This is a genomic window from Pseudoalteromonas sp. S3431, assembly GCF_000690035.1.
Taxonomy (GTDB): domain Bacteria; phylum Pseudomonadota; class Gammaproteobacteria; order Enterobacterales; family Alteromonadaceae; genus Pseudoalteromonas; species Pseudoalteromonas fuliginea.
Window position 1 is genome coordinate 1 of sequence record NZ_JJNY01000064.1, and the last position, 23,908, is coordinate 23,908.

The window sequence follows — 23,908 nt, forward strand, 5'->3', positions numbered from 1 at the left end:
GCCTAAATACCAAACAGACTGTTGCAAATTTAACCTTGAAAGATCAACAGACCCTAGCCTAGGACTGACTATTGCACACTCAAACGCCATTAAATACACCATTACTAAACGTTAAAAACGTATCGTGGGGTATTGGCAATAAAACGATTCTCAAAAAAATAGACCTTAAAATAACCACAGGTAAATTTGTTGGTTTGATTGGCCCCAATGGCGCTGGTAAATCGAGCTTATTGCGTTGTTTATATCGTTTTAATAAACCAACTGAAGGTGTTATAGAATTTAACAACACCGATATTTGGCAATTAAAAAGCGATGAGTACGCAAAAAAAGTAGCAGTCGTTTTACAAGAAACTCCGTCGCAATTTAACTTAAGTGTATTTGACGTTATTGCGCTTGGGCTAACGCCTCATAAATCGCTATTTAGCTCAGTAACTAACATTGATAAACAAAAAATCACCCAAGCTATCAACACTGTAGGGTTGGCAGATCATAGCGATCAAAGCTTTGAGTCACTTTCGGGTGGTGAAAAGCAGCGTGCCTTGATAGCCCGCGCCATAGTCCAGCAACCTCAACTGTTAATAATGGACGAACCAACTAGCCATTTAGATGTTAAATATCAAATACAGGTAATGGAGCTTGCTAAATCGTTGGGTGTAACGGTGTTTGCATCGTTTCATGATTTAAACTTAGCCTCTGCAATGTGCGATGAACTAGTGGTTATTAAAAACGGTGAAATTACACATACAGGCGCGCCAAGTGAGGTATTAACCGAAAACATGCTAGGCGACGTTTTTGGTGTCTGCGCTCAAGTAAATAACCACCCGCAAATATCGAAGTCGGGAAATAGCATTCCTCATATTACTTACTTTTATGGCTACAAATAACATGAGCACTGTTAATACTCGCCAATCACTAGCGCTATTTATAAGTGCTTCAGCTGCTTTATTTAGCTTATTTGCAGCACTTAGTTTTGGCGCAGCAGATACCTCACTTCAAGACGTACTTAATAGTTTTTTACTCTTAAATGATGCGTCTTTTAATATGCGTATTATTTTTGAACTAAGAATGCCACGCACATTACTCGCCTTTTTAGCTGGCTCTGGTTTAGCAATTTCGGGGCTTATTTTACAAACGGTAACGCGTAACCCTTTAGCCGATCCTTACTTGTTTGGTATATCGTCGGGTGCCTCATTTGGCGTGGTATTACTTATGGCGCTAGCAGGCGTTAGCGCAGGTTTTATGTTATCGGCAGCAGCATTGCTGGGTAGCTTACTCGCCATGAGTTTATTAATACTTATTGCAGGTAGGCAGCAAAGTGCACAGGTAGAATCAATGTTATTAGCAGGCGTCGCTCTATCGTTTTTATTTAGTGCATTTACCAGCTTGTTGCTTTATTGGAGCGACCCTCAGGCAGTAGCCGCTATTTTATTTTGGACACTGGGCAGCTTTGCGCGTGCGCAGTGGGCTACGCTTTGGTTGCCTTTGTTGGTAATTACATTGTGTACGTTTGTAATGTTGAGCTTTAGAAGGCAACTCAATGCTATGTTACTTGGCGATGAAAGCGCAATTACATTAGGTGTTAGGGTCCAGCGCTTTAGAATACTTATGCTGGTTTTGAGCTCATTAATTACCGCTGTGCTGGTGGCTATGTGTGGTGGTATTGGGTTTGTAGGATTAATGGTGCCGCACATTGTGCGCTTTTTTATCTCCCAAGGCACTATAGCGGGATTGCTAGTAACCAGCTTAGTGGGCGGTACATTTATGGTGTGGGTTGATGTACTTTCGCGCTCCTTGCTAAAAAACCAAGAGCTGCCCGTTGGTGTTATAACCGCTGCTATTGGTAGTGTGTTCTTTTTAAGTTTATTGTTTTTTAGAAAGCGAAGGGTGTAATTCCATGAAAACCTTAATGGTGCAAGGCACTACATCAGATGCTGGTAAAAGTACCCTAGTTGCAGCCCTTTGCAGGGTATTTGCTAAGCGAGGGGTAAAGGTTGCGCCTTTTAAACCACAAAATATGGCACTTAATAGCGCAGTAACAAAAGATGGTGGCGAAATTGGTCGTGCGCAAGCTTTGCAAGCAATAGCAGCTAAAGTAGAGCCCGAAATAGACTTTAATCCTATTTTACTTAAACCTAATAGCGACACGGGCGCACAAGTAATTATTCACGGAAAAGCCATTAGCAATATGGAAGCGGGCAAATATCACGACTATAAAAAAGTGGCGATGGATGCAGTAATTACCTCACATAACCGCTTAGCTAAGCGTTTTGATTTACTCCTTGTTGAAGGGGCAGGGAGCCCTGCTGAAATAAACCTGCGTGAAAACGATATTGCCAATATGGGTTACGCCGAAGAGGTAGATTGCCCTGTCATTATTATTGCCGATATTGATAAAGGTGGTGTGTTTGCACATTTGGTAGGTACACTTGCGTTGTTAAGCGAGTCAGAACAAGCGCGCGTAAAAGGCTTTGTTATAAACCGCTTTAGAGGCGATATAGGTTTGCTGCAAGGTGGGCTTGATTGGCTTGAAGAATATACAAACAAACCCGTACTTGGCGTATTACCTTATTTGCACGACCTTGCGCTTGATGCTGAAGACGCCGTCGCAATTGATAATAACGTAACCAACGCTACAATTAATATTGCAGTGCTACTTGTTCCACACATTAGTAACCACACCGATTTTGATGCACTGCGTTTGCACCCAAACATTAATATAAATTATGTGCGCCATAGGCAAACGATCCCAGACGTTGATCTGATAATTCTCCCAGGTAGTAAAAATGTGCTGGGCGATTTAAACTTTTTGAAAAATGAAGGCTGGGACACTCAAATTAAGCGCCACTTACGCTATGGTGGTAAAGTACTTGGTATTTGTGGTGGCATGCAAATGCTGGGCAATACGCTCAATGATCCCGAGGGTATTGAGTCATCATTAAAGCAAGTAAATGGGCTTGCTCTGTGCGATTTTGAAACCACGCTAACAACACAAAAAGTATTAACTAAAATAACCGCTACACTACTTTTAAATAACCAACAAACACTCTGTAGTGGTTACGAAATACATGCAGGAATTAGCCAAGGTGCAGCGCTTAATAAGCCATTTTTAATCTTTGATGAAAGCCACCCACGTGGTTTTATGTTCGATGGCTTTATTAGCGATGATAACGCCATTGCGGGTACGTATTTACATGGCTTATTTGATGAAGCCGATGCTACATCGCAAATTTTAAAATGGGTAAAACCAAGCGCGTCAATTAACCCAATTAGTATTGCCGCTCACCGTGAGCAGCAGTTAGAACGATTAGCAACCATGTGCGAAACGCATTTAAACATACAGCAAATTATCTCGATTTATGAAGGGCACAATAATGACTGAACAAAACAACGATAAGCATAAGCAGCGTCAACAAAAAGTAAAAGAACAAGTGGATGCACGTGTTGCGGCAGCGCAAGATGTAAAAGGTATTTTTCAGGTAATCACCGGTAACGGTAAAGGCAAATCAACCTCGGGCTTTGGCGTTGTAGCACGCTGCGTTGGGCATGGTAAAAAAGCAGCTGTTTGCCAATATATTAAAGGTACGTGGGAGTGTGGCGAGCGTAATTTATTACAAGGTGCAGGCGTTGAGTTTGTTGTAATGAACACCGGTTTTACCTGGGATACGCAAAATAAAGAAGCCGATACCGCAGCTGCCCAAGCAACATGGCAAGAGTCAAAACGTATGCTTGCTGATAGCAGTATTGATTTAGTATTACTCGATGAGCTTACGTATATGGTGACATACGGCTACGTAGATTTAGATGAAGTAGTAACAGCGCTTAATAACCGCCCGCCAATGCAGTCAGTTATTATTACAGGGCGTGCAGCACACCGCACTTTAACCGACCTTGCCGATACAGTAAGTGAAGTGCGTAATGTAAAACATGCATTCGACTCAGGTATAAAAGCGCTAGAAGGGTTTGATTACTAATGCTTAAAGCGTTTTTTATTGGGCTACTGCTTTTTAGTGTATCGGGCAGTGCACTTGCAGAGCAGGCTAATGATTCTAAAAAGCTGAGAATAATCGCGCTTGCACCGCACATTGTCGAAAACCTATTTGCCATAGGAGCTGGCGATAATATTGTGGGCACGGTTGATTACGCCGACTACCCAGGTGAAGCCCAAAGTATTGAGCGCATAGGGGGTTATTACGGCATCTCGCTTGAAAAAGTATTGGCGCTTAAACCCGACTTAGTTATTGCGTGGAAAAGCGGAAATCAAAGCGAAGATTTAGCCCAAATAGAGCGTTTAGGTATAAAAGTATATTTGAGTAATCCCACCACAATCGCTGGTGTAGCCGACGAGTTACTTACTTTTGGTGAATTTACAGGGAATATTGAGCAAAGCCAGCAAGCGGCAAATGCATTTAAACAAAAGCTAAACGCGATTATTAAAAGCCAGCAAGATAAAAAAAATATTACCGGATTTTATCAGTTATGGGCTGAGCCCATGATGACAGTAAGTAAAAATACATGGATAAGCCAACTGATTGAAACATGCCATGTAAGTAATGTATTTGCACAGAGCGTTACAGATTACCCGCAAATTAGTATCGAAAATGTTATTGTTACTAAGCCACAAGTTATTATTATCCCTGATGAAAAATCAAAAACGCCACAGCCGGTTGTTAATTGGCAAAAGTGGCCAGAAGTACCTGCTGTTAAAAATGATCAATTTATTAGCGTAAATGCCGATTTATTACATCGTTTTACTGTGCGCATGCTAGATGGACTTGCGGATATGTGTGATAAAATAGACGTATCACGTAAACAGATTAAGAGTACACAATGAGCTATTGGGCTACATTTTTAGAAAGTGAATTACAGCAACCTTACATGCAGCAAACGTTAGAGTATGTGGCTAATCGCCGCAATGAAGGTATTGCTGTTTACCCGCCTGAAGCTCAAGTATTTAGTGCTTTTGATGCCACCGCACTTAATGACATACGCGTTGTAATTTTAGGACAAGACCCATACCACGGAGAAGGGCAAGCGCATGGCTTGTGTTTTTCGGTATTGCCTGATGTAAAAAAGCTGCCGCCGTCGCTTAAAAATATGTACAAAGAGTTAGCTACCGATATCAGCGATTTTATTATTCCTGAACATGGTTACCTGCAAAGCTGGGCAGATCAGGGCGTGTTTTTACTCAATACAGTATTGACCGTTGAACAAGGGCAAGCGCATTCACATAAGCATTTAGGATGGGAGCAATTTACCGATAATGTAATTGCGCATATTAATAAGCACTGCGAAGGTGTGGTATTTATTTTATGGGGGGCACATGCACAAAAAAAAGGGAAAGGCATAGATAGTGCACGCCATCATGTTTTAAAAGGGCCACACCCATCGCCGCTTTCGGCGCATAGAGGCTTTTTTGGCTGTCAGCATTTCTCACAAACGAATGAGCTATTGCAAGCCCAAAGAGATAAGCCAATTAACTGGCAAATCTAATTTATTCCAAAGAACTCAAATTGTTTAAACCATTAAAAAAGGCTTCCAGATTCTGGAAGCCTTTTTGTTTAGTTGGGGCGTATTGAATTAAAAATCGAGCTCATCAATTGCAATACTGTCTGTAAAATAATCTAGTTCTTGTAGTTCTTTGCGTAGGCGCTGTTTGTCTTTTATTGCTTCTATTTCACGCCACTTCCTTTTTTTATTCTTTTGAGAGGTTTTTCTAGTTGTATCAGGACCTTCTAATATCTCTAATATATCGTTTAGGCTATCCATGAATTTCTCCTATTGATTTATGACCTCAAGAATACCTATACCACAGGCCTAGCTAAAATAGAACAAAAAAGTGACAGTTATGTTACGTAAGTGTGATTAATTGATGAAGGTTTATACGAGGATTATATGAAGTCGATATGAAGATTATATAGAGGGGTAGCGTATTTTAGGCATAAAAAAACGCCGCTATTGCGACGTTTTTAAAACACGATTATAGCAAATTACATTGCTTTAAAGCGCGCCTCTAGTTGTTCTTGTGCATCAGCAAAAGAGCGAATACCTTCAGCTAGTTTTTCAGTAGCCATAGCATCTTGGTTATGTAACCAACGGAACTGTGCTTCTGTTAATGGCTCTGGTTTTGGCTCTTGTGGAACATCGCTTTCAAGCAAATATTCTTGTGCGCCTTCAAGGTTGCCTAAATCTTCTAAAAGATTAGGGCTAATAGTTAGCTTGTCACAACCTGTAAGTGCAATAATTTCGCCTGTGTTACGGAAACTTGCACCCATCACAACTGTTTTGTAGTCATGGCGTTTGTAAAATTCAAAAATGCTGCGTACAGACTGAACACCTGGATCTTGTAGCGGATCGGTTGGTTTTTCCATACCGTTAGCAACGTGCCAATCTAAAATACGGCCAACAAATGGCGAAATTAGAAATACGTTTGCATCGGCACACGCGCGGGCTTGGGCATCGCTAAATAATAAAGTAAGGTTACATTTAGTCCCTTCTTTTTCTAGCTGCTCAGCGGCTTTAATACCTTCCCATGTAGACGCTACTTTAATTAAAATTTTGTCTTTGCTTACACCTTCTTTTTCGTAAAGGCTAAGTAGGGTATGTGCTTTATCAATCGTAGCTTGCGTATTAAACGAAAGGCGTGCATCTACTTCAGTAGAAATATAACCAGGTACAATAGCGCTAATTTCTTTACCAAGTAATACGGCAAAGTAATCGCATGCTAGTTCAAGTTGTATAGCAGGCTCTTGCTCGGTTTCTTTTGCGTAGCTCCAAGCTTTATCTAGGTAAGGCTTATATGCTTCAATCTCGCTCGCTTTTAATAAAAGCGACGGGTTTGTAGTTGCATCTTCTGGTTGATGCTTTTTAATAGCTTCAATATCACCAGTGTCGGCTACGATAGATGAATGTTGTTTTAGCCTTTGTAGAGCTGAAGTCATTTGCTTTCCTCATTCCAAGCAAGTTAAAAGAAAAATCTAATCACTCTTAATATATACAATCCATACTGCAACAGTGTGACAATGCTTGATAGGTCTTATGTCCTGATCAATAAAAAAACGGTAATGCATGGGTTATTAAGAGAGGATTTATTTAAACAAAACGTGCTTTTCGTTTCATTTAATGTTGAAATTGACACTAAATAAATTACAAGTCAATAGCTAACTATGATCACTGTTATTTCACCTGCAAAAAATCTTGATTACGAAACGCCACCCGCAACAGACAAGTTCACTCAGCCTGAATTACTAGAGCACAGCGAAGAGCTCATGAAAGTATGCCGTGAACTAACACCAGCGCAAATTGGCAGTTTAATGAAAATTAGCGATAAGCTATCTGGGCTTAACGCAGCACGCTTTAGTGAGTGGACACAGCCGTTTACACAAAGTAATGCTAAACAAGCCGTGCTTGCCTTTAATGGTGATGTATACGGCGGTTTAGATGCAAGCACGCTTAAAGCTAGCGAGCTTGATTACGCACAAAACCATTTACGTATCCTTTCTGGCTTATACGGCTTATTAAAACCACTTGATTTAATGCAAGCTTATCGCCTTGAAATGGGCACCAAGCTTGAAAACTCGCGTGGCAAAAACTTATACGAGTTTTGGGGCAGCGTAATAGCGAACAAACTAAACGAAGTATTAAAAGCACAAGACGCGCAATACTTAGTTAACCTTGCTTCAAACGAATACTTTAAAGCGGTAGATAAAAAAGCATTAAATGCACAAATTATTACCCCACACTTTAAAGACTGTAAAAACGGTCAATACAAGGTAATTAGCTTTTACGCTAAAAAAGCACGCGGTATGATGGCGCGCTACATTATCGAAAATAAAGTAACGCAATTAAGCCAACTTAAAGAGTTTACTGTGGCGGGTTATTACTTTAGCCCTGAGGCAACGGTTAAAGAGCTTGAGCCGGTATTTATGCGCGACGAACAAAATTAGGTCATAAGCTTAAATAAACAATTAAAAAGCCATGCACCGCATGGCTTTTTTGATACTGGCGCTATATTTGCAACTATATCTAATATTAATGAGATTATTAATTAAATAGGTGCAAACAAAATGATCAGTATTCCGTCAGTTGGCGAAGCCGAAAAGCTAATAGAGGAAAAGCTCGGAGGGTGGTTTGATGTTGTAATAAGCCATATCCCTAATTTTATAGTGGCAATTGTTATTGCTATTGTTTTTTCAATTTTGGCGCGCTTTGCTGGCAAACTGGTGAAAAACGTACTGCGCCGCTCTCTCGACTCAACACAAATTGCCGATTTAATGGCCTCAATTTTTAAAGTTATTGTGTTGTGCATAGGTTTATTTATAGCGCTCGATTTTGTTGGCCTAAAAGGCACCGTTACTTCGCTACTTGCTGGTGCGGGTATTGTGGGTTTGGCCATTGGTTTTGCGTTTCAAGACATGACCGAAAACCTAATTGCAGGTATAGCAATGGGTGTACGCAAGCCATTTAAAACAGGTGATGTAATAGAAACCGATGATGTGTTTGGTTCAATACATTCAATAAACCTACGTAACACGCTAATAGAGAGCTTTTACGGGCAACTAATACTTGTACCAAACAAAGTCTTATTTAGAAATGTACTCAAAAATTACACCACGCTAGGTATAAGACGTATAGAAGTACCCGTAGGTATTTCGTATGGCGACGACATAGAAAAAGCATCTCAAGTTATTACCGATAAAATAAATGAATTTGACTTTGTAATACGTAAAGACGAAACCGCCGTATACGCTGAAGGTTTTGGCGACAGCAGCATTAACTTACTGGTATGGTTTTGGATTAAATACCCAGGTGAGCCTGATTTTATGACGGTGCGCCACAAAGGGGTTGTTGCCGTTAAGCAGGCACTAGACGAAGCTGACATTAGCATTCCATTCCCAATTCGTACTTTAGATTTTGGTATTAAAGGCGGCGAAAAACTCGATGCCATGATAAGCGATAAAATAAGCCCGCAGTCATCAAATAAAGACAGTAGCGACGGTACTGACTCTAGCCAAAGTGAGTAATTTAGTTAAAACTCATTAGGCAAAAGCATTGGGAAATAGTTACTTACCAACAGCGCATTTTTACAGAGTAAAAATGCGCTTTTTTTTATAAACGGATTATTAGCTAAAAGTTTAAATATCTAGTTTGTGTTTCTTGAATATCAATTCTGATTAGTTGCGTTTGGCCATGGGAGTATTAACAAGTAAGATTAGTGTTTACCCAACGATTTTTTTACTGCCTTGCCGCACACTCTGAAATAACGCTCTCATCTATTTCAATAACTAAATAAATCATCCTTTTTAAGCCCGTTAGGTCGGCTAAAGAATCTGTGTAAGCTTTTTCAGTATCAATTGGGTTAACTTAAGGGTTAAAAGAGCAAAGACAAACACGCTAGCGTCAATTCTAAATCTATCTTCTTAAGTATAAGTGTGAGCTATCGTTTTAGGGGGAGGAATAATCGTATTGCTTAGGCTTTATTTTATCTTCTTCACAGCTGCAAAATTTGCCTTAAAACAGAATATAAAAAAGCGCAGCTTGTGTTGGAGTAACAAGCCGCGCTTATGAATTAGTTATACAAATAGGTTTTGTGGTGCGTATTAAATAACGCTAATTTTGTTACGAATGATTTTAACCCCATCTATATTTTCTAGAAATTTTTGAGCTAGTGCGCGCTGAAAACCAGTTTGTGCTTCACCGTACAAATCTACTTCACCATTTTTTACCTGCACACGAATATCACTTAACGCAAGGTTAGGGTTAGTTCGTAGGGTGTTGGTGATAGTTTGTTGTAGGTTAGGTTGAGTGGCTACACTGCTTACTACTGCCATGTTGGTTGCTGCACTTACCTTTGTAGCGCAAGCTAATAAAAATAAACAACAAAATGATACTAAAGCGATAGTTAACTTGAAGCGGTTCATAACTTAATCCTTACATTACGGTGAATAGTGCAGCCACAAAATGGAAATTCCATCGGCTAGGTTATCTTTGTAGTTACAATTTCGGTGCCAATATTAACACTATGAAATATAAGGTGATTTTATTAAGTGGGAATTAAGGTGGGCAAAAATTACATTTAAATGAGTATGAGTTACATGCTTGGGTTACATATGTAACAGGTACAAACACTAGAGCCTGTAAGGCTTGCATTAAAAAAGCCGACAAAAGTCGGCTTAGAATAAAAATATGTTAGGTTACTTTTTCTTTTTAACCTTGGCCTTTTTCTTGGCTTTCATTTTTACTGGATCTTTACGCTTTTTAGCCGGTGGCTTAGCTTCTTTATGCTGTGGCTCAACACCTCTAATTACACGACGTTTTAGTTTTTGCTCAACGTAGCGCTCTACTTTATACAAAATACCAATATCGTGTGCTTCAACTAGTGATATTGCTATGCCTTTTTTACCAGCACGGCCAGTACGACCAATACGGTGTACATATACGTCGGCAGTGCGCGGCATATCAAAGTTAATAACGTGACTGATGTCAGATACGTCAATACCACGTGCAGCTACGTCGGTAGCAACTAATATGCTTGTTTTACCACTGTGGAAGTTTTCCATGGCTTTCATACGTTTGTCTTGTGGCATTTCGCCGCGTAACCACGCTGCTTTTACATCATTAGTTGTAAGTTCACCAATCAATGTTTCTAAGCGTTCGCGAGTTTTAACAAACACAATTGCTTTAGTCACGTCAGGATTTTTTAGCGTGTTAACTAACAATTCAAGCTTATGATGGTAATCGTCGGCTAAATGTACCCACTGATGAATTTTTGCTTTTTCTTTACGTGACGATTCGGCTTCTAATAGAGCTGGGTCGTTTAATGTTTTTTCAGCAAACCTTTCTACGCTGTCACCTTCAAGTGTTGCTGAGAATAAAAAACATTGGCGACGATTTTTAGCTTCGTCACAAATACGGCTCATTTCTTTTTTGAAACCCATATCTAACATGCGATCTGCTTCATCAATAATAAGCATTTCTACATGTTCAGCATGAAAGTTTTCGGTTTCTAGGTATTCCATTAATCGACCTGGTGTGGCGATTAAAATATCGTTATTTTTTTCGAAAATTTCTTTATGCGTGCCGTAGTTAATACCGCCTGTTACTACACCAATTTTTAGGTGTGTGCGTTTAGCTAGCAGTTCACATTGTTCATGAATTTGATAAGCCAACTCACGAGTCGGGGTCATAACGAGGACGCGCGCAAAACCAGGGTCACGACGTGGGAAATCCAGTAAGTACTGAATAGCCGGAATTAAAAATGCCGCTGTTTTACCTGTACCAGTAGGCGCAGATGCTAAAATATCGCGCCCCTGTAGTGCTTCAGGAATAGCTTGTTGTTGAATGCTGGTTGGCGTCTCGTAGCCCATTTTATTAATGGCATCGAGTAGCTTGTTATCAAGATCAAATTCAGAAAATTGCATAGAGTGTCTAAAATAAGGGACAATTACCCTGATTATACGCGCTATGCTGCGCTTGGTGAATGAAAAGGTGAAAAAATGTCTGGTTTTGTATTTAAACAATTTAAAGTTGAACACGACCACTGTGCAATGAAAGTTTCTACCGATGGCATTTTGCTTGGCGCATGGGCTAATTTAAGTGGTGCAAAGTCATTACTTGATATAGGCACAGGCACCGGCTTACTAGCATTAATGTGTAAGCAGCGCAGTAATGAGCTTGATATAACTGCGGTAGAAATTGACGAAAGCGCCCATACCCAAGCATTACACAATATAGCTAATAGCCCGTGGCCAACAATAAGTATTAAGCACCAAACTATTCAAAGCTTTAGTAGTGAAGTTAAATTTGACGTGGTTATTTCTAATCCGCCGTATTTTAATCACAGTTTAAAAGGCGAGAATACTGCGCGTAATACCGCGCGCCATACCGACGGCTTAAGTTTTGAAGAGTTAATAAATGCGTTTAAACGTCTAAGCCATAGTCGCTCTCGCTTTAACTTAATACTCCCAAGCGTTGAAGGCGCATTATTTATTGAGCTTGCTACTCAAAATGGGCTTTATTTAAATACTCATTGCCAAGTAAAAGCCACGCCCAATAAAGATATTAGCCGCAGTTTAATGGCATTTAGCTACGTAAAAAGCGATATAGAATCATCAACCCTGTGTATTAGAAACTTAGATAATACCTACACTGCTGATTATATAGCTCTGTGCAAAACATTTTATTTAAAAATGTAAGTTACTTTGTAATGAAGGTTATTTAGTAATAAAGGATAGTTTACCCGTTATGCATACGTATTCAGTTTTTATTTCATCGACTATAAGCCTAGTGTTAACCACTTGTAAATAACATCGAGTAGTTGTTTTGCTCGCTCAACAATTGGATCACACACTATGAAACTCAATAAAATAATCACCACCGCAGGTTTAAGTCTAGGGTTGCTCTTACCGAGTATTGCCACAGCTACGCCCACCACATTTGTGCATTTGTTTGAATGGAATTGGCAAGATGTAGCACAAGAATGTGAACAGTATTTAGGACCAAAAGGCTATGCTGCAGTACAGGTTTCTCCCCCAAATGAACACATCACAGGCAGTCAATGGTGGACACGCTATCAGCCTGTAAGTTATGAACTGCAAAGTCGTGGCGGTAACCGTGCACAGTTTATTGATATGGTAAATCGTTGTAGTGCAGCTGGGGTTGATATTTACGTCGATACGCTTATTAACCATATGGCAGCAGGAAGTGGCACAGGCACAGCGGGTAATAGTTTTGGTAATAAAAGCTTTCCTATTTATAGCCCACAAGATTTTCATGAAAGTTGTACCATTAATAGCTCTGATTATGGCAACGATCGCTACCGAGTACAAAATTGTGAACTCGTTGGACTTGCCGATTTAGATACCGCTTCAAACTATGTGCAAAATACCATTGCAGCATATATTAACGACTTACAAGCTATTGGCGTAAAAGGCTTTCGTTTTGATGCTTCTAAACATGTTGCCGCAAGCGATATCCAAAGTTTAATGGCCAAAGTAAATGGCTCGCCAGTGGTTTTTCAAGAAGTGATTGATCAAGGTGGAGAGGCTGTTGGCGCCTCTGAATATTTAAGCACTGGTTTAGTAACTGAATTTAAATATAGCACTGAGCTTGGTAATACTTTTAGAAACGGCTCGCTTGCATGGCTGAGTAATTTTGGCGAAGGGTGGGGCTTTATGCCTAGCTCTTCTGCGGTGGTTTTTGTAGATAATCACGATAATCAACGTGGTCATGGCGGCGCTGGTAATGTAATTACCTTTGAGGATGGCCGCTTATATGACTTAGCCAATGTATTTATGTTGGCTTATCCGTACGGTTATCCAAAAGTAATGTCGAGTTATGATTTTCATGGTGATACAGATGCTGGTGGGCCAAACGTACCTGTACATAATAATGGTAACTTAGAGTGTTTTGCTAGTAATTGGAAGTGTGAGCATCGCTGGTCATATATTGCAGGCGGGGTCGATTTTAGAAATAACACCGCCGACAATTGGGCAGTAACAAATTGGTGGGATAACACGAATAATCAAATATCATTTGGTCGAGGTAGCTCGGGTCATATGGCTATTAACAAAGAAGACTCAGCACTCATTGCAACGGTGCAAACAGACATGGCGCCTGGGCAATACTGTAATGTGCTAAAAGGCGAGTTGTCGGCTGATGCTAAAAGTTGTAGTGGCGAGGTTATAACGGTTAATTCCGACGGTACTATTAATCTCAATATTGGTGCTTGGGATGCAATGGCAATTCATAAAAATGCCAAGTTAAATACAAGCTCTGTGCCAAATACAGGGAGTGACTGGCAACGCACGGTTATTTTTATTAATGCACAAACGCAAAGTGGACAAGATATGTTTTTGCGCGGTGGTGTAGATCACGCTTATGCAAACGCAAATCTGGGTCGAAATTGCCAAACAAGTAATTTTGAGTGTGCAATGCCTATTCGTCATAATAATTTAAAAAACGTGACAACAAGCCCTTGGAAAGCAAATGATAACTACCTTGATTGGTATGGCATAGAAAATGGGCAAAGTAGCGAAGCAGAAGGTTCTGCGACCGACTGGACAGCGAATGTTTGGCCAGCAGGTTGGGGCGCTGAAAAAACGGTAAACACAGATGGTTTTGGTGTGACATCTTTAAATATATGGGGCGAACACTATTGGATGCTTGATGTAGATATGGATTGCAGTAAAGCGGTTAATGGATGGTTTGAACTAAAAGCATTCATTAAAAACGGCCAAGGATGGGAGACTGCTATTGCTCAAAACAATACTCCTTATACAAGCACTAATCATATGGCGCAATGCGGAAAAATTAATAAATTTGAGTTTAATAACTCAAGTGTAGCCATTCGTAGTTTTTAAAAAATAAATAAAAAGCCTATATTTGAACCTAAGCCTAAGCTAATGATTATTAGTTTAGGTTTTTTAGGTACTGTTCTTTCATAGTGTGTTTATAAATCACCTGTTATGATTCACTCATTAGTTACATTGAATTAAGACAACACAATGAAAAAATTAAATAAAATAATACTACTAAGTACATTCTCTGCGGTTGTTTTGGCAAGCCAAAGTGCACTGGCAGCCATGACCCCAGTTGGGCTTTGGAAAACGATTGACGAGGATACAAACCAAGCTAAGTCGTATGTACGTATTACCCAAACCAACGGTACTTTAAGCGGTAAAGTTGAAACTATTCTAGACCCTACAAAACAAAATGATATATGCAATAAATGTGATGATGAGCTAAAAGATCAGCCTATTTTAGGAATGACTATTATTACTGATGTAAAAGCTGAGGGTGATGACGTTTGGGGAGATGGCGAAATACTTGACCCAACAAATGGTAAAACCTACACCTTACAGCTCACAGTGCAAGATGAAGGTCAAAAACTTGAAGTACGTGGTTACATTGGCTTTTTTTTCCGTAACCAATATTGGCTAAGGGTTGAGTAATTACTTTGTAGCGTAGCAATAATGGCTACGCAATTTTAATTAAAGCGTTTCGCCGTATTCAGTCATTACTTGTTCAACCCAAGTCGCAATACGCTCATCACTTAGCTCGTATTGGCTGTCTTCGTCCAGTGCGAGCCCTACAAATTGTTTACCATCGGGAGTTAGCGCTTTTGAAGCTTCAAACTCGTAACTACTGTCGTTGGACCAAAAACCAAGTTGGGTAAATGTTTGCGTATTTATTTCGTCGTGCAGCATCCCTAGCGCATCTTGAAACCACTGCCCGTAACCTTGCTGATCGCCCATGCCAAATAAAGCAATGGTTTTACCGGTTAGGTTTACGTCGGCTATGTCGTCCCATTTTGACTCCCAGTCTTCTTGTATTTCACCAAAATCCCATGTTGAAATACCAAAGATGATAAAGTCGTACTGCTGCGCATTTTTTAGTGGCTCGTCTTTAATATTGTGCAGGGTAACTATATCGGCACCAATAATGTCGCGAATCTTTTCTGCTGCCATTTCGGTGTAGCACGTAGTAGAACCAAAAAATAAACCAATTTGCATCGTATTTATCACTGTGTAATTGCCTGATATGATAGGCTCAAGTTTACCGTAAGGTATTTTTAATTGATACCTTAGCAAAGCATGAGAGCATAATGTGACAACGCTATCTGACGATTCTTTTGAAAATGACAGCAGTATGAGCAGTAATAGCGACTACCTAGAAACCTTTTTAGATAGCCTGTACTTAGAGCAAGGCGTAAGCGAAAACACATTAAGTGCTTATCGCAGCGATTTAGATAAGTTTTGCCTATTTTTAAAGGGCGAAAACTTAATGACGGTAACCGGGCTTGATATAGAGGGTTACTTAGCTCACAGAGTTGATTTAGGATTAAAACCACGTAGTACGGCACGTAGTATTAGTGCGCTAAAGCGTTTTTATCAGTACTTTGTGCGCGAAAAAATAATTAGTGATTCGCCCATGCTAAATATTGCTCAACCAAAAGCAGGGCAGTCGTTACCTAAAACACTCTCAGAAGCTGAAGTTGAGGCATTGTTAAATGCGCCCAATACAGAAGAAGCGATGGGACTGCGCGATAAAGCGATGCTTGAACTACTTTATGCAACGGGTTTGCGTGTAAGTGAGCTTGTTGGGTTGCGTATGGAGCAAATTAATTTGCGCCAAGCTGTGGTGTTTGTAAAAGGTAAAGGTAATAAAGAGCGCTTAGTGCCACTTGGCGAGGAAGCCATGTACTGGCTTGAGCAATTTTTAAAGGTCGGGCGTGCGCAAATGATAAAACATGCCACCGATTTTGTGTTTCCGTCTAAGCGCGGTGTTGGCATGACGAGACAAACCTTTTGGCATAGAATTAAACACTATGCTATTTTGGCAGCAGTTGAGTCTCCAATATCGCCCCATACAATGCGCCATGCTTTTGCTACGCATTTATTAAACCATGGGGCAGATTTACGTGTGGTACAAATGATGTTGGGCCACAGTGATTTATCAACCACACAAATTTATACCCATGTTGCTAATGAACGTTTAAAATCGGTGCATGCGCAGCATCACCCGCGTGCTTAATTTGAAATTAAATAGCACTAAGCCGGTCAATTTATAAGTACTTTTGGAATAGAGAAAATTATGAAAAAATTAATGTTAGCAGGTGCCATGTTGTGCACAAGTATTAGTGCATTTGCAAATGGCGTTGCTGTAGCTCCTGATGCTAATGATCCTATAGTGACTAAATTTGCGACTTTAGGCGTAACGGTTAAGCAAATTAACCCAAGTCCAGTTGCAGGGTTAAAAGAGCTTATTACCAACAAAGGCGTGCTTTACGCAAGTCCAGATGGTCAATTTTTAATGCAAGGTACGTTAATCGATTTGAATAATCGTAATAACCTAACTGAGCAAGCATTAAACGGCGTGCGCGTTGAAGGCATTAAAGAATACGAAGATTCGATGATTGTGTATAAAGCACCAAACGAAAAGCACAGCATTACCGTATTTACTGATATTAGCTGTGGCTACTGTCGTAAGTTGCACCGTGAGCTAGATGATTTACTCGATGAAGGTATTACCGTTAAGTATCTTGCATTTCCGCGTGGTGGGCTACAAGGTTCTGGTTATGCTGATTTAATGAATGTGTGGTGTGCTAAAGATCAGCAAGAAGCACTGACTGAGGCTAAGTCGGGCGCAGACACTAAAGTAATTGCAGGGTGTAATGCACCAGTTGCTGAGCATTACCAGCTAGGTCAAAGCTTTGGTATTAGCGGCACGCCGGCTATTGTTTTAGAAGATGGTACTATGATCCCAGGTTACCAGCCTGCAGCAGCATTAAAAGCAGCATTAGATGCTAACAAAGCGTCGTAATACGTTTTATAGTTAATAAAAAGGCCTTAATGGCCTTTTTTTGTCTTTTTAGTACGACTCAATAAGTTAAAACTCTGCATGAAAAAACTAATCATTGCGCGTGAAAACGTTGACGACTCGCATTTACCGAGTAATTTACACCCTGTAATTAAACAAATTTATGCTAACCGCAATGTATTCAATGCCGAAGAGCTAAATAACAGCGTAGCTACGCTTCACGACTTTAAATTGTTCAAAGACATCGACAAAGCCAGCGATTTATTAATTGAAGCATTAAAAGCGCAAAGCCAAATATTAATAGTCGGCGATTTTGATGCTGATGGCGCAACGAGTACGGCCACTTTAATGCAAGGCCTTGAAATGTTTGGTTTTAAGCATTTAGATTACTTAATTCCGGACCGGTTTAGCTTGGGTTATGGCTTGAGCCCCGCACTTGCAGAGCAAATAGTACAAATTAAGCCTGATTTAGTGATCACCGTAGATAACGGCATATCGTGTATTGCCGGTATTAATATTTTAAAAGCGGTTGGCATAAAAGTGCTGGTAACAGATCACCATTTACAAGGTGAGCAGCTGCCAAATGCCGATGCAATAGTAAATCCAAATAGGCACGAATGTAACTTCCCGTCTAAATCTATAGCAGGCGTTGGTGTTGCTTTTTACTTACTGATAGCACTGAGAAGCGTAATGCGAGACCTTGGTTATTTTGAGCAGCAACCGCCGCCTAATTTAGCTAACTTGCTCGACATTGTAGCGCTTGGTACGGTTGCTGATGTTGTCGCACTTGATGCAAATAACCGCACCTTAGTACATCAAGGTTTAGCACGTATTCGCAGTGGTAAAACACGCCCAGGCATCACCGCGCTTATTGAAGTGGCTAACCGCAATGCAGCGCGCTTAAGCGCAAGCGACTTTGGCTTTTCACTTGCGCCTCGTTTAAATGCAGCAGGGCGATTAGACGACATGAGTTTGGGTATAGCGTGCTTGCTCAGCACCGATATAAACCAAGCGCGCAGTATAGCGAGCGAGCTCGATAGCTTAAACTTTGCAAGGCGCGAAATAGAACAAGGCATGCAAGTGGAGGCACAAGCCGTGCTTGATAGGCTCGCATTTAGCGACGATAACATTCCTGATGCAATTTGTTTGTTTCAAGACGATTGGCATCAAGGTGTTATTGGAATTTTGGCTGGTCGCTTAAAAGAAAAATACCACCGTCCAACCGTTATATTTGCTGGTGGCGAAAACGGTGAAATTAAAGGCTCGTGCCGCTCTATTGAAGGGCTACACATGCGCGATTTACTCGAAGGACTCAATACAGCCGACCCACACTTAATTAATAAATTTGGTGGCCACGCAATGGCCGCTGGTTTAAGTATTAACGAGCAGCACTTTAACGACTTTAAAAAAGCGTTTGATGCCGCAGTTAGCGCGCAACTGAGTGAAGAAAGTAAGCGCTGCATTGTATTTACTGACGGTGAGCTGCCAAACGACTGCTTTACTATGGAGTTTGCTCAACTATTAAAGCAATCGGGCCCGTGGGGGCAGCAATTTCCTGAGCCAGTGTTTGAGCACACCTTTGAAGTAATACAGCAGCGCATAGTCGGCGAAAAGCATTTAAAGCTCGTTTTAAAGCATCAATCAGGGCGATTAGTAGACGCCATTGCCTTTGGTATTGATGTAAAAGAATGGCCAGACACAGAAGCGAAGTTTGTAAAAGTAGCGTACCAACTCGATATAAATGAGTTTAGAGGTAAATTTACACTGCAATTAATAGCCAGAGAACTTGAAAAAGTGTACTAAAAAATATGCACAAAGCATGCATAAAAGGCTAATAAAGCGCGCGGTTTTTTGTTAAAATCGGGCGTTTTTATCATTTGACGATAATTTATTGCGAAAATCCCATGTAAAGGGGCGCAATTACCTAGCCATTTTGGAGTAATGACCATGTTTGAAGTGAATCCTGTGATTAACCAAATCAAGGAAATTCGCGAACGTACTGAATTGCTTCGGGGGTACCTTTGACTACGCTCTTAAACAAGAACGCTTAGAAGAAGTTAACGCCGAACTTGAAGATTCAGCCGTATGGAATGAGCCTGAACGCGCACAAGCGCTTGGCCGTGAAAAATCAGCATTAGAAGCCGTTGTTGAAACAATCGACAACCTTGTAGCCGGTACTGATGACGTTGAAGGTTTACTTGAACTTGCAGTAGAAGCTGAAGATCAAGATACCTTTGATGAAGCACAAAGCGAACTCGCTGATTTGAATGCGCAGTTAGAAGGCTTAGAGTTTCGTCGTATGTTTTCAGGTCCTCATGACTCAAACGATGCGTACCTTGATTTACAATCGGGTTCTGGCGGTACTGAAGCACAAGACTGGTGTAACATTCTACTTCGTATGTACTTACGTTGGGGCGAGGCTAAAGGCTTTAAAGTTGAGCTAGTTGAAGCAACCGACGGTGATGTTGCTGGTATTAAAGGTGCAACAGTTCGCTTTGTTGGCGAATACGCTTACGGTTGGTTACGTACAGAAACAGGCGTTCACCGTTTAGTACGTAAAAGCCCATTTGACTCAAGTGGTCGTCGTCATACTTCGTTTGCTTCTGCGTTTGTATACCCAGAGATTGACGATAATATTGAAATTGATATTAATCCGTCAGATCTACGTATAGACGTTTACCGTGCATCGGGCGCGGGTGGTCAGCATGTTAACACCACCGAATCGGCAGTTCGTATTACTCACGTACCAACAAATACCGTAGTGCAGTGTCAAAACGAGCGTTCACAGCATAAAAATAAAGCCCAAGCGATGAAGCAATTAAAAGCTAAATTATTTGAGCTTGAGCTACAGCAGCAAAATGCTGAAAAACAAACGCAAGAAGATGCTAAATCTGATATAGGTTGGGGTAGCCAAATACGTTCATACGTACTTGATGACGCACGCATTAAAGATTTACGTACCGGCGTTGAAAACCGCAATACCCAATCGGTACTTGACGGTAACTTAGATAAATTTATTGAAGCCAGCCTTAAATCTGGCCTATAACCACCAAGCTAATAAAGAGCTAAAAAATGACTGATAAAATCCAAGACGAAAACAAGTTAATCGCTGAGCGTCGCGGCAAGTTAGACGCGATACGCGAAAATTGCCCAGCCAACGGTCATCCAAACCAATTCCGTCGTGAGCATTACACGGCTGATTTGCAAGCCCAGTTTGGTGATAAGAGCAAAGAAGAATTAGTTGAACTACAAGAAGTTGTGTCTATTGCTGGACGTATTTTAGCAAAGCGTGGACCGTTTTTTGTAATTCAAGACATGAAAGGTCGCGTACAAGCGTATGCATCTAAAGATGTTCAAAAAGATCTTAAAGAAAAATATGGTCAGCTAGACACTGGCGATATTATTGGTGTTAAAGGCGCGTTAAATAAATCGGGTAAAGGCGATTTATACGTAGAAATGACTGAGTATCAATTACTAACTAAGTCACTTCGTCCGTTACCTGAAAAATTCCATGGCTTATCAGATCAAGAAACAAAGTACCGCCAACGTTACGTTGATTTAATTACTAACGAAGCAACGCGCGAAACATTCCGCATTCGTTCACAAGTAGTTGAAGGCATTCGTCGCTTTTTAGCAGAGCGTGACTTTATGGAAGTAGAAACTCCAATGCTACAGGTTATACCTGGTGGTGCATCTGCGCGTCCGTTTGTAACTCACCATAACGCGCTTGATATCGACATGTACTTACGTATAGCGCCAGAGCTTTACTTAAAGCGCTTAGTGGTAGGTGGCTTTGACCGTGTATTTGAAATTAACCGTAACTTCCGTAACGAAGGGTTATCTACACGTCACAATCCAGAATTCACAATGATTGAATTTTACCAAGCATACGCTGATTACATCGACCTGATGAACATCACCGAGGACATGCTACGTACAGTTGCAACTAACGTATTGGGTAGCCCAATTGTTATAAATACAACGAAAGACGAAAACGGCGAAGTAACTGACTCAGTTGAGTATGACTTTGGCCAACCGTTTACACGTTTAAGCATGGCAGACGCTATCTTAAAATATAACCCTGAGTTTGATGCTGCGGTATTTAATGACCCAGAAAACCACTTTGACGAATTAAAAGCGTACGCTAAACAAGTGCACGTTAAAATTCCTGAAAACTGTGTTTGGGGCCCAGGTAAGTTTTTGTGTGAAATATTTGAAGAAACAGCAGAGCACATGCTTATTCAACCTACGTTTATTACTGGCTACCCGTGGGAAGTATCACCACTTGCGCGTCGTAACGACGAAAACTCATTTGTTACAGACCGTTTTGAGTTTTTTGTTGGCGGTCGTGAACTTGCAAATGGTTTCTCTGAGCTTAATGATGCACAAGACCAAGCTGAGCGCTTTACTCGTCAAGTTGAAGAGAAAGACGCAGGCGATGATGAAGCAATGCACTACGACGAAGACTACATACGCGCACTAGAGTACGGCTTACCGCCAACGGCTGGTGAAGGTATTGGTATTGACCGTTTAGTAATGTTATTTACTGACTCATCTACAATTAAAGACGTTATTTTGTTCCCGCATATGCGTCCACAAGCTGACTAAGCTTTGAGTAAAACAAAGTAAGTTAATAAACGCCGCCTAATCGCGGCGTTTTTGTGTTTAAAGCCTAGACAATAAAGGTATGCTTTTAACAAGGTACTTCGTAAATAAAAAGATGTAATTTGTTAATTTTTTTGATTAGGGTGGCGCTGTTTTTATAAACTTAAGTATTTGATATTGTTTGTTTTGATTCTTTTAAACAAATTTGGTTAGTATTATAACTTTTTATTATGACTGTTTTTTAAACATTTCGTTGTATTTATGTAACTTTTTTAGCTACACTATGGCGAAAATTTAAGCGGCCTAGGTTGTACGCTTTAACTAAGAATAATCAAACGGACTTATAGAATAATAAAATGAAAAATAAACGCGTTGAAGAGTCGTCAGAACTCTGTACGACAGAGCAAGAACGACAAGCTTACTATAGAGCCTGTATTGCTGAGTTTCAGCAATTGGGGTATCAAGAGCAGTACCTTGCAAACCTAACAGATGAGTTAGTACCAGTTGAAGGTATTAATCCTCACTCTGAAGACTCATAAGCCGCTTAATTTTCAAACTAATTACACTTTAAAACCAAGCATATGTGCAATCTATAACCATATAGTCGTTTTTGGTAGAAAAGTGTTTGACATATTTTCTGAAATCTTTATTATACGCCCCACAAGACGGAGAGGTGTCCGAGTGGCCGAAGGAGCTCCCCTGCTAAGGGAGTATAGAGTTTGTAGCTCTATCGAGGGTTCGAATCCCTCCCTCTCCACCATTTCTTTTAATGGCGTGTTTTGTAAAGTTTTAAAGTATGGGTGCATAGCTCAGCTGGATAGAGTACTCGGCTACGAACCGAGCGGTCGGAGGTTCGAATCCTCCTGCGCCCACCATACTTTAATAACTCTGCTTAGAGTCTAAATAAGCAATTAAAGTGTTTGGCTTTATAACCAAACGGTCGGAGGTTCATTCTTAGAAGATACGTCCTGCGCCCACCATACTTTAATAACTCTGCTTAGAGTCTAAATAAGCGAAAGCTCTACTTAGAGTTAAAATAAGTAAACTATAAAGTGGGTGCATAGCTCAGCTGGATAGAGTACTCGGCTACGAACCGAGCGGTCGGAGGTTCGAATCCTCCTGCGCCCACCACTTTATAGACTCTGCTTAGAGTATAAATAAGCTAAACTCTCACTTAGAGTCAAAATAAGTAATAGTAAAAATGAAAGTGGGTGCATAGCTCAGCTGGATAGAGTACTCGGCTACGAACCGAGCGGTCGGAGGTTCGAATCCTCCTGCGCCCACCACTTTCATGTTTTCATACGCTTTTAAGTGTAAGAAAAATAAACCGATGGAAATCGGTTTTTTTATGCCTGAATTTATACGCTCTGCTTAGAGTTTAAATAAGCAATCTATGAAAGTGGGTGCATAGCTCAGCTGGATAGAGTACTCGGCTACGAACCGAGCGGTCGGAGGTTCGAATCCTCCTGCGCCCACCACTTTCATAACAAGCCGACATTAAGTCGGTTTTTTTGTGCCTAAAATAAAGTGAAGTGTAAACTACCACTCCTGTAGCCGCAGAGCTTGCTCGCGTGAGAAGCGCCAGCTTCTAATCACTTACCACCGATATAACTGATACTTTATTTACGAGCTTCGCTCGTCGCGTCAGCAAGCTGCACGCCTACAAGTAAAGCCATCCCTAATCTTTAAATCTAAACTCCGAGCTTATTTATTCGTTGTAGCCGCAGAGCTTGCTCGCGTGAGAAGTGACAGCTTCTAATTACTTACCCCCGATATAACTGATACTTTATTTACGAGCTTCGCTCGTCGCGTCAGCAAGCTGCACGCCTACAAGTAAAACCAACCCAATCTTTAAATCTAAACTCCGAGCTTATTTATCCTCTGTAGACGCTGAGCTTGCTCGCGTGAGAAGCGACAGCTTCTAATTACTTACCACCGATATAACTGATACTTTATTTACGAGCTTCGCTCGTCGCGTCAGCAAGCT

22 protein-coding genes and 5 tRNA genes are annotated in these 23,908 nt (G+C 40.7%); 22 read left to right on the plus strand and 5 right to left on the minus strand.

Features of this window, described 5'->3' with window-relative positions:
* Positions 1 to 71: 71 nt before the first annotated feature.
* The 6 genes from DO88_RS04185 to ung are packed head-to-tail and all read left to right on the plus strand — an operon-like array spanning position 72 to position 5,490.
* Positions 72 to 884, plus strand: a complete 813-nt coding sequence (locus DO88_RS04185; protein ID WP_033040394.1) for an ABC transporter ATP-binding protein — start codon at positions 72 to 74, stop codon at positions 882 to 884.
* Position 885: 1 nt separating this feature from the next.
* Positions 886 to 1,890 (plus strand): FecCD family ABC transporter permease, encoded by a 1,005-nt coding sequence (locus DO88_RS04180; RefSeq protein WP_033040420.1) that lies wholly within the window; start codon positions 886 to 888, stop codon positions 1,888 to 1,890.
* Positions 1,891 to 1,894: 4 nt separating this feature from the next.
* Positions 1,895 to 3,379: a cobyric acid synthase gene (locus DO88_RS04175; RefSeq protein ID WP_033040396.1), complete on the plus strand. Its 1,485-nt coding sequence runs from the start codon at positions 1,895 to 1,897 to the stop codon at positions 3,377 to 3,379.
* Positions 3,372 to 3,971, plus strand: coding sequence for a cob(I)yrinic acid a,c-diamide adenosyltransferase (gene cobO, locus DO88_RS04170; protein WP_007376484.1), 600 nt, complete (start codon positions 3,372 to 3,374; stop codon positions 3,969 to 3,971). The genes DO88_RS04175 and cobO overlap by 8 nt, the downstream gene beginning before the upstream one ends.
* Positions 3,971 to 4,831, plus strand: coding sequence for a cobalamin-binding protein (locus tag DO88_RS04165; protein ID WP_033040397.1), 861 nt, complete (start codon positions 3,971 to 3,973; stop codon positions 4,829 to 4,831). Before cobO ends, DO88_RS04165 begins: the two co-directional genes overlap by 1 nt.
* Positions 4,828 to 5,490: a uracil-DNA glycosylase gene (ung, locus tag DO88_RS04160; RefSeq protein WP_033040399.1), complete on the plus strand. Its 663-nt coding sequence runs from the start codon at positions 4,828 to 4,830 to the stop codon at positions 5,488 to 5,490. The genes DO88_RS04165 and ung overlap by 4 nt, the downstream gene beginning before the upstream one ends.
* 87 nt (positions 5,491 to 5,577) lie before the next feature.
* Here ung and DO88_RS04155 read toward each other — a convergent pair whose 3' ends face one another.
* Both DO88_RS04155 and tal read right to left on the minus strand, forming a co-directional pair.
* Positions 5,578 to 5,766, minus strand: a complete 189-nt coding sequence (locus DO88_RS04155) for a DUF3545 family protein (protein ID WP_002961395.1) — start codon at positions 5,764 to 5,766, stop codon at positions 5,578 to 5,580.
* Between the two features lie 221 nt (positions 5,767 to 5,987).
* On the minus strand, positions 5,988 to 6,938 hold the full coding sequence (gene tal, locus DO88_RS04150; RefSeq protein WP_033040401.1) for a transaldolase: 951 nt from the start codon (positions 6,936 to 6,938) through the stop codon (positions 5,988 to 5,990).
* A gap of 225 nt (positions 6,939 to 7,163) precedes the next feature.
* Here tal and yaaA point away from each other — a divergent pair, with 225 nt between their 5' ends.
* Positions 7,164 to 7,943, plus strand: a complete 780-nt coding sequence (gene yaaA / locus DO88_RS04145; RefSeq protein WP_033040403.1) for a peroxide stress protein YaaA — start codon at positions 7,164 to 7,166, stop codon at positions 7,941 to 7,943.
* A gap of 120 nt (positions 7,944 to 8,063) precedes the next feature.
* Positions 8,064 to 9,020 carry a mechanosensitive ion channel family protein gene (locus DO88_RS04140; protein WP_033040406.1) on the plus strand — a complete coding sequence of 319 codons (957 nt, stop codon included), beginning with the start codon at positions 8,064 to 8,066 and terminating at the stop codon, positions 9,018 to 9,020.
* Positions 9,021 to 9,596: 576 nt separating this feature from the next.
* On the opposite strand, the gene DO88_RS04135 is transcribed toward DO88_RS04140, so the two are convergent.
* On the minus strand, positions 9,597 to 9,917 hold the full coding sequence (locus DO88_RS04135) for a BON domain-containing protein (RefSeq protein WP_002961403.1): 321 nt from the start codon (positions 9,915 to 9,917) through the stop codon (positions 9,597 to 9,599).
* 273 nt (positions 9,918 to 10,190) lie between these two features.
* Positions 10,191 to 11,417, minus strand: coding sequence for an ATP-dependent RNA helicase SrmB (gene srmB, locus DO88_RS04130; RefSeq protein WP_007376476.1), 1,227 nt, complete (start codon positions 11,415 to 11,417; stop codon positions 10,191 to 10,193).
* Positions 11,418 to 11,492: 75 nt separating this feature from the next.
* Between srmB and DO88_RS04125 the strand changes: the two genes are divergently transcribed.
* The 3 genes from DO88_RS04125 to DO88_RS04115 all read left to right on the plus strand — a co-directional run bounded on the left by DO88_RS04125 (position 11,493) and on the right by DO88_RS04115 (position 14,948).
* Entirely contained in the window at positions 11,493 to 12,191 is a 699-nt protein-coding gene (locus DO88_RS04125) for a tRNA1(Val) (adenine(37)-N6)-methyltransferase (protein ID WP_033040408.1), read from the plus strand.
* 156 nt (positions 12,192 to 12,347) lie between these two features.
* The gene (locus tag DO88_RS04120; RefSeq protein ID WP_033040410.1) at positions 12,348 to 14,357 is read left to right on the plus strand and encodes an alpha-amylase; all 2,010 of its coding nucleotides are present in this window, start codon (positions 12,348 to 12,350) and stop codon (positions 14,355 to 14,357) included.
* Between the two features lie 144 nt (positions 14,358 to 14,501).
* The gene (locus tag DO88_RS04115) at positions 14,502 to 14,948 is read left to right on the plus strand and encodes a DUF2147 domain-containing protein (protein WP_033040413.1); all 447 of its coding nucleotides are present in this window, start codon (positions 14,502 to 14,504) and stop codon (positions 14,946 to 14,948) included.
* 39 nt (positions 14,949 to 14,987) lie between these two features.
* Here the strand turns inward: DO88_RS04115 and fldB are convergent, their stop codons facing one another.
* A complete protein-coding gene (gene fldB, locus DO88_RS04110) occupies positions 14,988 to 15,509 on the minus strand; it encodes a flavodoxin FldB (protein ID WP_007376471.1) in 522 nt (173 codons plus the stop codon).
* Positions 15,510 to 15,603: 94 nt separating this feature from the next.
* On the opposite strand from fldB, the gene xerD reads away from it, so the two are divergent.
* From xerD to DO88_RS04055, 11 genes are all read left to right on the plus strand, one after another.
* Positions 15,604 to 16,530, plus strand: a complete 927-nt coding sequence (gene xerD / locus DO88_RS04105) for a site-specific tyrosine recombinase XerD (protein WP_008136396.1) — start codon at positions 15,604 to 15,606, stop codon at positions 16,528 to 16,530.
* A gap of 60 nt (positions 16,531 to 16,590) precedes the next feature.
* Positions 16,591 to 17,319 carry a bifunctional protein-disulfide isomerase/oxidoreductase DsbC gene (dsbC, locus tag DO88_RS04100; RefSeq protein WP_033040415.1) on the plus strand — a complete coding sequence of 243 codons (729 nt, stop codon included), beginning with the start codon at positions 16,591 to 16,593 and terminating at the stop codon, positions 17,317 to 17,319.
* 78 nt (positions 17,320 to 17,397) lie between these two features.
* Positions 17,398 to 19,119 carry a single-stranded-DNA-specific exonuclease RecJ gene (gene recJ, locus DO88_RS04095; protein ID WP_033040417.1) on the plus strand — a complete coding sequence of 574 codons (1,722 nt, stop codon included), beginning with the start codon at positions 17,398 to 17,400 and terminating at the stop codon, positions 19,117 to 19,119.
* Between the two features lie 144 nt (positions 19,120 to 19,263).
* Positions 19,264 to 20,362 (plus strand): peptide chain release factor 2 gene (gene prfB, locus DO88_RS04090; RefSeq protein ID WP_096793749.1). Its coding sequence is split into 2 segments (ribosomal slippage): positions 19,264 to 19,338 and positions 19,340 to 20,362, totalling 1,098 coding nucleotides; the frame shifts between segments, so codons are not numbered across the junction.
* A gap of 26 nt (positions 20,363 to 20,388) precedes the next feature.
* A complete protein-coding gene (gene lysS / locus DO88_RS04085; RefSeq protein WP_007376466.1) occupies positions 20,389 to 21,924 on the plus strand; it encodes a lysine--tRNA ligase in 1,536 nt (511 codons plus the stop codon).
* Between the two features lie 353 nt (positions 21,925 to 22,277).
* Positions 22,278 to 22,460: a hypothetical protein gene (locus DO88_RS04080; protein WP_007376465.1), complete on the plus strand. Its 183-nt coding sequence runs from the start codon at positions 22,278 to 22,280 to the stop codon at positions 22,458 to 22,460.
* A gap of 128 nt (positions 22,461 to 22,588) precedes the next feature.
* Positions 22,589 to 22,681: transfer RNA gene (locus DO88_RS04075), tRNA-Ser, on the plus strand.
* 38 nt (positions 22,682 to 22,719) lie between these two features.
* Positions 22,720 to 22,796, plus strand: a tRNA-Arg gene (locus tag DO88_RS04070).
* A 179-nt stretch (positions 22,797 to 22,975) separates the two neighbouring features.
* Positions 22,976 to 23,052 (plus strand) — tRNA-Arg (locus DO88_RS04065).
* 78 nt (positions 23,053 to 23,130) lie between these two features.
* A tRNA-Arg gene (locus DO88_RS04060) sits at positions 23,131 to 23,207 on the plus strand.
* Positions 23,208 to 23,322: 115 nt separating this feature from the next.
* Positions 23,323 to 23,399 (plus strand) — tRNA-Arg (locus DO88_RS04055).
* Positions 23,400 to 23,908 lie beyond the last annotated feature (509 nt).